Annotated in this window: 11 protein-coding genes; 5 read left to right on the top strand and 6 right to left on the bottom strand. The window is 72.3% G+C overall.

Going from position 1 to position 12,841, the window contains the following annotated elements; all coding sequences use genetic code 11:
• Position 1 precedes the first annotated feature (1 nt).
• The gene (locus tag IFU40_RS11940; RefSeq protein WP_191926470.1) at positions 2–418 is read right to left on the bottom strand and encodes a PLD nuclease N-terminal domain-containing protein; all 417 of its coding nucleotides are present in this window, start codon (positions 416–418) and stop codon (positions 2–4) included.
• Between the two features lie 74 nt (positions 419–492).
• On the opposite strand from IFU40_RS11940, the gene IFU40_RS11935 reads away from it, so the two are divergent.
• Complete coding sequence (locus IFU40_RS11935) at positions 493–831, top strand: DUF4229 domain-containing protein (protein WP_055839063.1); 339 nt, start codon at positions 493–495, stop codon at positions 829–831.
• Between the two features lie 31 nt (positions 832–862).
• Here the strand turns inward: IFU40_RS11935 and IFU40_RS11930 are convergent, their stop codons facing one another.
• From IFU40_RS11930 to IFU40_RS11915, 4 genes are all read right to left on the bottom strand, one after another.
• Complete coding sequence (locus IFU40_RS11930) at positions 863–1,834, bottom strand: 1,4-dihydroxy-2-naphthoate polyprenyltransferase (protein WP_191926469.1); 972 nt, start codon at positions 1,832–1,834, stop codon at positions 863–865.
• An 85-nt stretch (positions 1,835–1,919) separates the two neighbouring features.
• On the bottom strand, positions 1,920–3,074 hold the full coding sequence (locus tag IFU40_RS11925; protein WP_191926468.1) for an AMP-binding protein: 1,155 nt from the start codon (positions 3,072–3,074) through the stop codon (positions 1,920–1,922).
• A 28-nt stretch (positions 3,075–3,102) separates the two neighbouring features.
• On the bottom strand, positions 3,103–4,005 hold the full coding sequence (locus tag IFU40_RS11920; protein WP_055839072.1) for a 1,4-dihydroxy-2-naphthoyl-CoA synthase: 903 nt from the start codon (positions 4,003–4,005) through the stop codon (positions 3,103–3,105).
• Between the two features lie 87 nt (positions 4,006–4,092).
• Positions 4,093–4,890 carry an LLM class F420-dependent oxidoreductase gene (locus IFU40_RS11915; RefSeq protein WP_191926467.1) on the bottom strand — a complete coding sequence of 266 codons (798 nt, stop codon included), beginning with the start codon at positions 4,888–4,890 and terminating at the stop codon, positions 4,093–4,095.
• A 47-nt stretch (positions 4,891–4,937) separates the two neighbouring features.
• On the opposite strand from IFU40_RS11915, the gene IFU40_RS11910 reads away from it, so the two are divergent.
• Positions 4,938–5,939, top strand: coding sequence for an o-succinylbenzoate synthase (locus IFU40_RS11910; RefSeq protein WP_191926466.1), 1,002 nt, complete (start codon positions 4,938–4,940; stop codon positions 5,937–5,939).
• Here the strand turns inward: IFU40_RS11910 and IFU40_RS11905 are convergent.
• Positions 5,926–6,552 (bottom strand): TetR/AcrR family transcriptional regulator, encoded by a 627-nt coding sequence (locus IFU40_RS11905; protein ID WP_055839081.1) that lies wholly within the window; start codon positions 6,550–6,552, stop codon positions 5,926–5,928. The genes IFU40_RS11910 and IFU40_RS11905 overlap by 14 nt on opposite strands.
• Before the next feature lie 117 nt (positions 6,553–6,669).
• Here IFU40_RS11905 and IFU40_RS11900 point away from each other — a divergent pair, with 117 nt between their 5' ends.
• The 3 genes from IFU40_RS11900 to IFU40_RS11890 all read left to right on the top strand — a co-directional run bounded on the left by IFU40_RS11900 (position 6,670) and on the right by IFU40_RS11890 (position 12,734).
• Positions 6,670–9,576, top strand: coding sequence for an MMPL family transporter (locus IFU40_RS11900; protein ID WP_070409345.1), 2,907 nt, complete (start codon positions 6,670–6,672; stop codon positions 9,574–9,576).
• A complete protein-coding gene (locus tag IFU40_RS11895; RefSeq protein ID WP_070409344.1) occupies positions 9,573–11,660 on the top strand; it encodes a YhgE/Pip domain-containing protein in 2,088 nt (695 codons plus the stop codon). The genes IFU40_RS11900 and IFU40_RS11895 overlap by 4 nt, the downstream gene beginning before the upstream one ends.
• A gap of 183 nt (positions 11,661–11,843) precedes the next feature.
• On the top strand, positions 11,844–12,734 hold the full coding sequence (locus IFU40_RS11890) for an endonuclease domain-containing protein (RefSeq protein WP_191926465.1): 891 nt from the start codon (positions 11,844–11,846) through the stop codon (positions 12,732–12,734).
• Positions 12,735–12,841 lie beyond the last annotated feature (107 nt).

Raw genomic sequence — 12,841 nt, 5'->3', positions numbered from 1 at the left:
TTCAGCCGACGGAGCCGCGCTGGCCGAGCGTGTCGTCGTCGCCCTTGCCCGGGATGTCGCCCGGGTCGTCGGTGGGCTTCGGGGCGCGAGGGTCGTCGGCTTCGGAGTCGAGCTGCGCCAGCTCTTCTTCGAGCCGCCGGATGCGCTCGTCTTGATCGGCGCGCGCGGTGTCGGACATACGGCCCAGGAACTCGGGGTCGTCGTCGGGAGCGCGTCTCACCATGGGCTGACTCGCACGACCGCGGCCGATGACGAACCACAGGATGCCTCCGAGCACCGGCAGCAGGATGACGATGGCCATCCATGCGCCCTTGTTGACGCCGCGGTGACGTCCCGCCGGCTGCACGGCGCAGTCCACGATCGTGTACACCCAGAAGACGGTCGCCACGAGCGCGAGGATGAGGAGCAACCGTGCCATGACCTGAGTCTACGTGTGCCCGCTGGACGCGGGCCGGGCGCCGGTGGTTTCCGAGGCCGCCGTAGGATGGGGGCATGCGTGCTCGCTCGGCCCTCGTCTACACCGTGCTGCGACTGCTCGCGTTCCTCGTACCGCTGGTCGTACTGCTGTTCTTCCCCGTGTTCCAGGAGTTGCCCTGGCTCGCGGCGATCTTCGCGGCCCTCATCGGACTGAGCCTGTCGCTGTTGTTCCTGCGTCGTCCGCTCGACAGCGTCACCGGCGGTCTGGCCGAGCGTCGCGCGCAGCGCACCGCCACCGGGCGCCGTACGGGCGCCGAGACCGACGCCGACACCGAAGACGCGGTGGTCGATGCCACGCGGCACGATGACGCGCCCGCGACCGGCACTCCCGAAGGCGACGCTCCGCTGCGCTGATCCCTGCGCGTTCTGCGAACCCGCCGGGGGCTCAGAACGCGAAGGCCCAGAAGAGCAGGGCGCCGTAGGCGACCGACGTGAAGCTCGTCACCTGCAGCGCCGTGATGAGCTCGCGCGGGGTGCGGTAGGTCCAGACGATGAGGATCGCCGCGAGTCCGCCGAGCAGGGCGACCAGGGTCAGCCACGCCACCGGGTAAACGAACGCGAGGAACACCGCGATCCCGAACGGCGCGAGGACGAACAGGGTGAACAACACCTGCGTCGCGCGGCGCCCGATGAGCACCGACAGGGTGCGCTTGCCCGCGAGGCGGTCCTGCTCGATGTCGCGCAGGTTGTTGGCCAGCAGCACCGCGCAGGCCAGCAGGCCCGCGGCGACCGCGCCCAGCCAGGCCTCCTGCGGCAACGACTGCACCTGCAGCCACGTCGTGCCCAGGGTCGCGACGAGACCGAAGAAGACGAAGACGAACAGCTCGCCCATCGCGTTGTACCCGTACGGGCGCTTGCCGCCGGTGTAGAACCACGCGGCGACGATGCAGACGGCGCCGACCAGCAGCAACCACCACTGCCCCGTGCGGATGACCAGGGCCAGCCCGATCAGGGCGGCGAGCGCGAAGAACGCCAGCGCGACGATCAGCACCGTCCGCGGCTTCGCCTTCTTGCCGCCGGTGAGACGGCCGGGCCCGACGCGCACGTCGTCGGTGCCGCGGATGCCGTCGCTGTAGTCGTTGGCGTAGTTCACGCCGATCTGCAGAGCGAACGCCACGGCGAGACAGGCTAGGGCGATGACCCCGTGCAACTGATCGTCAACGAGGGTGGCCGCACCGGTGCCGATGAGCACCGGGGTGATGGCCAGCGGCAGCGTGCGAATGCGGGCCGCCGCGATCCAGTCGCGTGCCGTGGCCGGCGCGACGGCCTGCGGTGCACCGCCCTTGGGCTTCTGGGGGTTGCCGCCGGGGCGACGCTTCGAGGACGACGTCGAACGCTTACGAGACTGTGCTGCCACGGTGGCTCATCCTAAGCCCGTGGTCACCGTCCTCCTTCGCGGACCGGTCGACCCGCGAGCCGGGCGACGCCACCGCTCCCGGGTGTCAGACCCAGGGATCCTGCGCGAGGCGCGCGCGCACGGCGGCCCGGTCGGGCTTGCCCGACGACAGCGTCGGCAGCTCGTCGACGACGACGAGACGCGACGGACGCGCGGGCGCCCCGACCGCGTCGGCGACCACCGCGCGCACCCGTTCGAGCAGCACGGCATCGGCGGCGGGCGTCGGCCGCGGCACGACCACCGCCGACCCCTGGCCCCAGGTGGCATCCGCGACGGGCACCACGACGGCGCTCTCGAGTCCCGCGATGCCGCGCACCGCGGCTTCCACGCGATCGAGCGAGACGTTCACCCCGCCCGAGACGATGACGTTGTCGAGGCGTCCGGTCACGCTCAGCACGCCGTCCACGACCTCTCCCCCGTCGCCCGTGCGGTACCAGCGGGTGCCGGCGTCGTCGGAGGGGAAGACGGATGCCGTCCGCGCGGGGTCGCCAAGATATCCGTCGGCGAGCATCGGCCCCGTCAGGCGCACCTCGCCGTCGACGAGGGCCACCTCGACGCCGTCGAGCGGAACCCCGTCGTACACGCAGCCGCCGCTGGTCTCGGTCGAGCCGTAGGTGCGCACGATCCGCACCCCCGCGGTCTCGGCGCGCTCGCGCACCGTGGGCGCCAGGGCCTGACCGCCGATGAGGACGGCCTCGAACGAGCGCAGCGCCTTCGCCACCGTCGGATCGGTGTCGGCGGCATCCAGCAGTCGTTGCAGTTGGGCCGGAACCAGCGAGGTGTACGTCGGCACCCGGGCGCCGTTCTCGTGCGACGCCATGCCGAGCGCCGCGGCGGCGAACGGTTCGGGGCGGAAGGGACCCGCGACGACCGCCGGCTCGCGATCGGCGAGCAGAGCCCGCACGAGCACCTGCGCCCCCGCGACGTAGGTGGCGGGAACGGCCAGCAGCCAGGCGCCCTCACCGATGCGCGCCGCCGTCGCATACGCACTGCTGATCAGGGCGTTGCGGCTGAGCAGCACCGACTTCGGCACGCCGGTCGATCCCGACGTGGTGACCACGGCGGCCGTTCCCGGGGGGACGTCCGCGGGCAGGGCCGCCCCCGCCCCCAGCGACACCGCGGGACCGGCGCCGAGCACCGCGGTACGCAGGGCGCGCAGCACGTCGCGGGGATCGCCGGATGCCGGAGCCTCGAGCCTCATGAGCGCGCGGCTCGACGGCATCCGGGGCTCAGTAGTGCCACGGGACGTCGGACCAGTCGGGGTCGCGCTTCTCGAGGAAGGAGTCACGGCCCTCGGCGGCCTCGTCGGTGCCGTACGCGAGACGCGTGGCCTCACCGGCGAAGACCTGCTGGCCGACGAGCCCGTCGTCGACCGCGTTGAAGGCGAACTTGAGCATGCGGATGGCCGTCGGCGACTTGGTGAGGATCGTGCGGGCCATGGCGAGAGCTTCGCGCTCGAGTTCGGCGTGCGCGACGACGCGGTTGACCGCGCCCATCTCGTACGCGCGCTGGGCGGAGTACTCCTCGGCCAGGAAGAAGACCTCGCGGGCCAGCTTCTGCCCGATCTGGCGGGCGAAGTACGCGGAGCCGTACCCGGCGTCGAACGACCCGACGTCGGCATCGGTCTGCTTGAAGCGACCGTGCTCGGCGCTGGCGATCGACAGGTCGCACACCACGTTGAGCGAGTGGCCCCCGCCCGCCGCCCATCCGGGCACGACCGCGATGACGACCTTCGGCATGAAGCGGATCAGCCGCTGCACCTCGAGGATGTGCAGACGCCCCGCGCGACCCGGGTCGTGCACGGTGTGCTCCTCGTGCGAGTACTTGTACCCGTCACGACCTCGGATGCGCTGATCGCCGCCGGAGCAGAACGCCCAGCCGCCGTCCTTCGCGCTCGGACCGTTGCCGGTGAGCAGCACCACGCCGATGCGGTGATCCTGTCGCGCGATGTCGAGCGCCGAGTACAGCTCGTCGACCGTGTGCGGCCGGAAGGCGTTGCGCACCTCGGGCCGGTCGAATGCGATGCGCGCCACCCGCCCGTCGTGGGTGACGTGCGCGGTGATGTCGGTGTATCGCTCGGCGCCCGGCGCGAGCGTCCACTCGGCGGGGTCGAACAGCTCGGAGACGGTCACCGTCTCAGCCTACGACCCGACGCGGCGGGCGGATCCGGCGGTCGCCGCCCGGAACCCCCGCCTCGCCGTACAGGTGCCCGACCGGAATCAGGCGTTCTTGCCGTCGCGCCAGGTGAGCCACCGCTCGATGAGCGAGTAGTCCCACTCGGGCCCCGAGAAGCCGAGGGTGAACAGTCGCGTGCCCGCCTCGAACAGGGCGTCGGCGTCGGACTCGTCGCGGTCCTTCAGCTCGTTCGAGACGACGAGGGTCGACAGGTCGCGTCCCTCGGTCTCGGCCCACTTCTCGATGACCCCGAGCTTGTGGGGCAGTTCGTCGGGGGTGACGAAGCTGTGCCAGATGTCGGCGTGACGCGCGACGATGCGCAGGGTCTTCTGCTCGCCCTTGCCGCCGATCATGACGGGGACCTTGCGGGTGGGGGCGGGGTTGAGCTTGCCCCAGCGGTCGACGATGCGGTCGAGGTCGGTGGCGAGCGCGTTCAGCCGCGAACCCGCGGTTCCGAAGTCGTAGCCGTACTCGTCGTAGTCGCGCTCGAACCAGCCCGAGCCGGTTCCGAAGATGAAGCGGCCGGTGTCGCCGCCCTTCTTGCTGATGTGGTCGATGGTGCGGGCCATGTCGGCCTGCAGGTCGGCGTTGCGGTAGCTGTTGCAGTTGACCAGCGCACCGAACTCGACCCGTTCAGTCTGCTCGGCCCACGCCGCGAGCATGGTCCACGCCTCGAAGTGCTCGCCGTCGGGGTCGCCGTACAGCGGGAAGAAGTGGTCCCAGTTGAAGAGGACGTCGACGCCCATCTCCTCGAGACGCAGGACGGCGTCGCGGATGTCGGAGTACTGCACGTGCTGCGGCTGGATCTGGACGCCGAGCCGGACCGGGGTATCGAAGAGCATGCGGTCAGCCTATTCCCGGGCGCCGGCCCCGAGGCCAGGATGGGAGGATGAGCTCCACGTCCCTTCCCCCGCTCGCCGACGTCCTCTCCACCGCGCGGGTGGTCGCCCTCCCCCTGGCGGCGCGGTTCCGCGGTATCGAGACGCGCGAGGCCGTCGTGTTCGAGGGCCCCGAGGGATGGACGGAGTTCTCGCCGTTCCCCGAATACGACGACGCCGAGGCGGCGACCTGGTTGGCCGGTGCCCTCGACTTCGGCTGGCGCGCCGCCCCGGTCGCGGTGCGGGACGCCATCCCCGTCAACGCCACGATGCCCGCCGTCGCAGCCTCCGAGGTGGCGCGGATCCTCGCCCGGTACGACGGATGCCGGACGGTCAAGGTGAAGGTCGCCGAGGCGGGGCAGGTACTCGCCGACGACGTCGCGCGCGTCGGGGCCGTGCGCGCGGCGATGGGGCCGGAGGGACGCGTGCGGATCGACGCGAACGGCGCGTGGAACGTCGACGAAGCCGAGCGGGCCGTGCACGCCCTGGCCGAGTTCGACCTCGAGTACGTCGAACAGCCGTGCGCCGCCGTCGAGGAGCTCGCTGAACTGCGCGAGCGCATCGCCTACCTCGACATTCCGATCGCGGCCGACGAGAGCGTGCGGAAGGCCGCCGATCCCCTTCTGGTCGCACGTGCCGGGGCCGCCGACCTGCTCGTCGTGAAGGCGCAGCCGCTGGGTGGGATGCACGCGGCGCTCGACATCGTGGCGCAGGCGGGCCTGCCGGCGGTGGTGTCCAGCGCGCTCGACACCTCGATCGGTCTGGCGATGGGCGCCGCCCTCGCCGCGGCTCTTCCGCAGCTGGACTACGACTGCGGGCTCGGCACCGCCGCCCTCTTCACCGCCGACGTCGTGGCATCCCCGCTGGTGCCCCGGGCGGGCGTGCTGCGCGTCGAGCGCCCCCGCCCCTCGGCCGTCGATCTTGATCGCGTGGCCGCTCCCGACGAGCGACGCGACTGGTGGCTCGCGCGACTGCGGCGCTGCTATCGCACCCTCGAACTCACTCGAGGATGAGGCGCACGATCTGCGCGAGGCGCTCGCCGAGCTGAGCGTGCGACGCCGCGGGCGAGACCCGCATCATGAGGGCGGTCTCGGCGGTCGACACCCACGCCGACAGCAGCAGCTCGGTCGCCGCTTCCGCCGGCACCCGCAGAACCAGTCCCCGCGCTTCGGCGATGTCGCGCACGAGCTGGGTGACGCTCTCACCGAGGGCCTGGTTCGACGAGAGGTAGGCCGCGGCGAACTCGGCGTTGCGCAGCGCCTGCAGACGGATCTCGGCGCCGAGCAGCACGTCGAGGCGATCGTCGCCGGTGACTTCGAGCACTCCCTGCACCAGCTGCAGCACCTCGCCCGTGGCATCCAGTCCCCGGTCCTCGATCGAGGTGACGCGCTCGCGGACGGCCGAGATCGTCTGCTCCGCCGAGCGGGCGCACAGAGCGAGGAACAGCTCCTCCTTCGAGGCGAAGTTCGAGTAAAAGGCGCCGCGGGTGAAGCCGGCGCGCTCGCAGACGGCTTCGACCGAGGCGGAGTCGATGCCGACCTCGGCGAACATCTCGGCGGCGGCGTCCATCAGGCGGGTGCGGGTGTTCTCGCGCCGGCGCGACGGTGCGGGGGCGGTGTCGGTCATCCGCATCCTCCTGTTCACGGGGGAGATCCAGGTACGACCACCCCCTCGGCGACTACGATACATTGATGTATCCGATACGGTGATGTATCGACTCGTTCACCGATCGTGGGAGCCACCGTGTCGACATTCCTGTACACCCTGGGCCGTTGGTCGTTCCGCCACCCGTGGCGCGTTCTGACCGCCTGGCTCCTGGTGCTCGTGCTGGCCGGCGGCGGGGTGGCACTGCTCGCCAAGGGCACCGACAACACCTTCACCATCCCGGGCACCGAGTCGCAGGCCGGTCTCGAGATGCTCGAGCGCACCTTCCCCCAGGTGAGCGGGGCGAGCGCCGAGATCATCGTGGTGGCCGCCGACGGCGCGAGCGTGCGCGATCAGGCGTACCAGGATGCCATCACCACCACCACCGGCGACATCGGCAAGCTCGACTTCGTCGAGGCCGTCACCGACCCCTACGACGCCCGCATCTCGGGCGGCATCGCCGACGACGACCGCGCGGCGATCGTGCGCATCCAATTCGCCGGAGAAGCCACCGCCGTCCCCGCCTCCACCGAAGACGGGCTCCGCGAGGCGGCCACGGCCCTGGGCTCCGCCCTGCCGAGCGGATCGCAGGCCGTGCTCGGCGGCCAGCTGTTCGCCAGCGAGGTCCCCGGCGCCACCCTCACCGAGGCCCTCGGCGTGCTCATCGCCGCCCTCGTGCTGATGGTGACGTTCCGCTCGTTCCTCGTGGCCGGCATGCCGCTGGCCACCGCCATCCTCGGCGTCGCCCTGTCGGTGGCCCTGATCTTCATCGCCACCGGCTTCGCGACCGTCTCGTCGACGACGCCGCTGCTGGCGGTGATGCTGGGTCTCGCGGTCGGCATCGACTACGCCCTCTTCATCGTCTCGCGACATCAAGACCAGACGAGAGCGGGAATGGACCCCGAGGAGTCCACCGCGCGCGCCGTCGGCACCGCCGGTTCCGCCGTCGTCTTCGCCGGCATCACCGTGCTCATCGCCCTCATCGGCCTGAGCTTCGCCGGCATCCCGTTCCTCACCACCATGGGGATCGCCGCGTCGGTCGCCGTCGCGATCGCGGTGTGCGTCGGACTCACCCTGACCCCGGCTTTCCTCGGCTTCGCCGGGCACCGCGTGGTCGGGTGGGGGTACAAGCGACCCAAGAAGCGTTCCCGCCGGGCCCGCGGCACCTCCGATGACGACGCCGCGGCGGTCGCCCAGGCCGCCGCCGAGCGCGACGAGAAGGTCGCGGCCGCAGCCTCGCGCGCCGAACGCAACGGCCCGGCCAAGCGCTGGGTGGGCCTGGTCACCCGGCATCCGGTCGTCACCACCGTCGCGATCGTCGGCCTGCTGGGGGTCACCGCGATCCCCGCCGCCAGCCTCGCGCTCACCCTGCCCAACGCCGGCCAGCTCCCCGAGGGAGACGAAGCCCGCGTCGCGTACGAGCTCACCGACGAGTACTTCGGCCCGGGCGCCAACGGCCCGCTCATCATGACCGGCACGATCGTCACCTCGAACGACCCCCTGACGCTCATGACCGACATCGGCGACGAGATCGCGAAGATCCCCGGCGTCGCCGAGGTCGCTCTGGCGACCCCGAACGAGACCGCCGACACCGGCATCGTGCAGATCGTGCCCGAGACCGCCCCCGACGACCCCCGCACCGCCGACCTCGTGCGGGAGCTCCGCGCGCAAGAGGACCGCCTGTACGACCAGTTCGGCGTCCATCTGCTCGTCACCGGCTACACCGCCGTGACCATCGACATCTCCGACCAACTGGGAGCGGCCCTGCTGCCCTTCGGCCTCTTCGTCGTCGGCCTGTCGCTCGTGCTGCTGATGATCGTGTTCCGCTCGATCTGGGTGCCGCTGACCGCCGCCGGCGGCTACCTGCTGTCGGTGGCCGCCTCGTTCGGGGTCGTGGCCGCGGTGTTCGAGTGGGGCTGGTTCGCCGACGCCCTGCACGTGGCCAAGGTCGGCCCCATCATCAGCTTCATGCCCATCGTCGTGATGGGTGTGCTGTTCGGCCTCGCGATGGACTACCAGGTCTTCCTGGTCTCGCGGATGCGCGAGGACTACGTGCACGCGGACCGCGAGGGGCGCACGCCCCGCGAGGTGGCGCTCGGCGCCGTGCGCAGCGGCTTCGCGGCCTCGGCCCGCGTCGTGGTCGCGGCCGCCGTCATCATGTTCGCCGTCTTCGTGGCGTTCGTGCCCGAGGGCGACTCGAGCCTCAAGCCCATCGCCCTGGGTCTGGCCGTCGGCGTGGCCGTCGACGCCTTCCTCGTGCGCATGACCCTCGTGCCCGCGGTCCTCGCCCTGCTGGGCGACAAGGCCTGGTGGATGCCGCGCTGGCTCGACCGCCTGCTGCCGAAGCTCGACGTCGAGGGCGAAGCCGTCGAGCGCGAGGTGCGCCTCGCCGACTGGCCGGCGGAGCCCGCCATGGCCGTCGCCGCCGACGAGCTGCGCACGGTCGGAGCCTCGGATGCCGAGGAGCCCGTGTTCCGCGACGTCTCGCTGCGTCTCGGATTCGGCGGCACCCTGCTGGTCACCGGTGAGAGCCGCACCACCCGCACGCTGCTCCTCGCCCTGTCGGGGCGCCTCGCCGGCATCGACGGGCGCCTGCGCGTCGACGGACTGCTCGTTCCCGAGCGCGCGGGAGCCGTGCGCTCCCGCGTCGGCGTCGCCCTGCTCGACGACCCCGCCGAGGCCGCGCGCACCGTCGCCGACGCGGTCGCGGGTCGCGCGCGCATCATCGTCGTGTCCGACGTCGACCGCCTCGACGACGACACCCGCGACGACGTCGCCCACGTGCTCCGCCGCGCCGCCACCGAGGCGCGCGAACGTTCGGGAGAGGACTCCTCCCCCTTCACGCTCATCGTGTCGGCCCGCGACGAACGTCGGGCCCTCGCCCTGCTGGCCGAGGCGCACCGCCCGGACGTGGCCTCGCTCGCCCTTCCGACACCGCGGCGCCATCGCGCGCCGGATTCCCCGCAGCCCGAAACCTACGCCGATCTCTCCGAGGTGTTCGCATGACTCTCCCCGTCGAGCGCTCCCGCTCGCGCCGCCCCGTGACCTGGCTCACCCTCGTCGGCGTGCTGCTGCTGCCGGCCGTCATCGGCGGCATCCTCGTGGGCGCGCTGTACAACCCCACCGACCGGCTCGAGAACATCACCGCCGCGATCGTCAACGACGACAAGGCCGTCGAGCTGAACGGTCAGCTCGTGCCGCTCGGTCGTCAGCTCACCGGCGGTCTGGTCAAGGGCGCCGACGACCAGTCGAGCAACATCGACTGGGTCATCTCGAACGACGCGGATGCCGCGGCGGGCCTCGCCGACGGCACCTACACCGCCGTCGTGACCATCCCCGAGAACTTCACGGCCGCCTCGCTGTCGACCCGCCCCGGAGAGAGCCCCGAGAAGGCCACGATCGGCGTCGCGACGGCCCCCAACGCCCGCGTCGTCGACGGTGCGATCACCGCGACCCTGGCCTCCACCGCCTCGAGCGTCTACGGCAGCGAGCTGTCGTCGCAGTACCTCAAGAACGTCTTCCTCGGCTTCACGACCCTCGGCGACCAGCTGGGCACCGCCGCCAGCGGGGCGCACCAGCTCGCCGACGGTGCCGGGCAGGCCGCCTCCGGCGCGACCGGACTGCGCGACGGTCTGGGTCAGCTCGCCGACGGTGCCTCGCAGCTGTCGAGCGGAGCAGGACAGCTCGCGAGCGGCGCGGGACCCCTGGCCGACGGCGCCACTCAGCTCTCGAGCGGCGCGGGCGCCCTCGCGCAGGGAACGCGCGATGCCGCCACCGGCGTCGGCAAGCTGGCCGGCGGAGCCGACGGCATCGCCGCCGGAAACCAGCAGCTCGCCACGCAGATCAACGGCCTCGCCGACCAGATCCCGCCCGGCTTCGAAGACGCCGCCACCCGCCTGGCGCAGGCCGCCCCGCAGGTGAACACCGCCCTGGTCGATGCGGCCGCCGCCCTGCAGAAGGCGGCCGACGAGTGCACCGGCACCCCCGAGCAGTGCACGGCGTTGCGCAACGCCTCCGACGAAGCCAACAAGGCGCTCCCGCAGGCCACCGAGACGGTGGCCAAGATCGGCGAGCTGGCCGGGCAGGCCTCGCAGCTCCCCGCCGGGATCCGCACCATCGCCGACGCCAACCAGCAGCTCGCCGACGGCGCAGCCGGCCTCGCCGGCGGGGCGCGCGAGGCCGAGACGGGGATCAACACGATCGCCGGCGGCATCGACGCCCTCTCCGGCGGCGCGAACCAGCTCGCCGACGGCGCGCGGCAGTTCGGCACCGGCGCGTCGGCCCTCAGCTCCGGCGCGGCACAACTGGCATCCGGCACCCTGGGCGCCCAGGACGGCGCCGGTCAGCTCGCCGACGGCGTGAGCCAGGTGGCGTCCGGCACCACGTCTCTCGCCGACGGCCTCGACACCGCCGTGTCGCAGCTGCCGAAGTACTCCGACGCCCAGGCGACCACCCTCGCCGATGTCGTCGCCGACCCGGTGTCGGCCACCGGCGCGAGCGACTCGCTCTTCGGCCTGGCCGCCGTTCCGCTGCTCGCCATGGCCGTGCTGTGGTTCGGCGGGCTCGCCTCGTTCGTGGCCTTCCAGGCGGTGTCGGCGCGCGCGCTGACGAGCCGACGCCCCTCGGCGCTGGTCGCCCTGCGCGGCTTCGCTCCCGCAGCTGCCGTCGGCGCCGTGCAGGGTCTGCTGGTCGCGGGCGTGGTGCAGGTGGCATCCCAGTACGACTGGGACGACTGGGCCCTGTTCGCCGTCATCTGCATCGCCGCGGGCGTGGCCTTCGCCGCCGTGCACCAGGCCCTCGTCGCCGTGTTCGGCGGAGCGGGACGCTGGGTCGCCGCGGTGATCGGCGCCCTCGCCCTGGGGGCGACGATCGTCTCGACGGTGCCACCGGCCCTCGCCGCCGCCGCATCGCTCATGCCCACCGCCCCGGTGTACGACGCGATGCTCGGCGCCCTGTCGTCGTCGAGCGGGGTCGCCGCCGGCATCGCCGGGCTGGTGGTGTGGGCCGTGCTGTCGCTGGTGGTGACGACGCTGATCGTGACGCGTCGCCGCACCACGTCGGCGCGCGCCGCAGCGGTCTCCGTCGCCTAGCCCGCTCCCCCTCCCCCCTGTTGAGTGTCCAAGACACGCCGCTGAGCCGCCTCCGGCCGCGGCGTGTTCTGGACACTCAACGGAGGGCGGGCCGCGCCTGAGGGTCCTCCACAGGGAGGGTTGTCCACACGCGGGGCGGGGGCGCGCAGCGCGGGGCACCGTGCCCGGTGTCTGCTGTCGGGCATGCACCCTCGACCTCTCCCCGCCGAGCTCGACACCGCGTTCCATGTTCGCGACGCGGACCGTCTCGGCATCCCGCCCAGAAGGCTCCGCGCTCGCGACCTGCGGTCGCCGTTCCACGGCGTCCGGTACGCCGGCGACGACCCCGGACTCGGATCCGTCGCGGAGCGATGCCACGCGTACCTCCCGCGGATGTCGGGTGGCCAGTTCTTCAGCCACGTCACGGCCGCCTCACTGTGGGGGATGCCGCTGCCTTTTCCGCACGGCGAGGAGCTGCACGTCTCGGCGGTACCGCCCGCTCGGGAGCCCCGCACTTCGAGGGTCACCGGGCACCGCCTGGTGATGCCGCCCGACGGAATCACCCTCCTCGACGATCTGCCCGTCGCCGCTCGAACGGAGACGTGGGCGCAACTCGGCGCCGTGCTGCGCGTGGACGACCTCGTCGCGGTCGGCGACTGGCTCGTGGCCCAGGGCGATCCGGTGCCGGACCTCGAGGAGGTGGCGATGCGCGCCCGACGGCGCGGGGCGGTGGCGCTCCGCGAGGCGGCCGGTCTCGTTCGCCCCGGTGCGGAATCACCGCGCGAAAGCGCCGTGCGTCTCGTCCTCGTGGATGCCGGTCTGCCCGAGCCCCAGCTCAACTGGACGCTTCGGACGGCCTCGGGGCTCTTCGTCGCCAGGCTCGACATGGCCTACCCCGAGCAGCGCGTCGCCGTGGAATATGACGGGCGCCATCACGCCGAAGCCGCGCAGTTCCGCCGCGACGCCGACCGGTGGCGGGCGATCAGCGATGCGGGATGGACCCTGGTCCGCGTCCTCGCGCATCATCTCGACGCGCCGAACCAGCTCATCGTCGCACCGGTCCGCAGTGCCCTGCTGGCCGCGCGTCCCCGTTGAGTGTCCAGGACACGCCGCGACGCACAGCGAGCACGCGGCGTGTCTTGGACAGCCAACGGGCAAGCCCCGGCCGCGGCGCGAGCCACGGCAGAGGCCCGGCAAGAGCG

Source organism: Microbacterium sp. CFBP 13617 (assembly GCF_014839445.1).
GTDB lineage: Bacteria > Actinomycetota > Actinomycetes > Actinomycetales > Microbacteriaceae > Microbacterium.
Note: the sequence above shows the minus strand (reverse complement) of the source record. Positions and strands in the feature narration are given on the sequence as shown.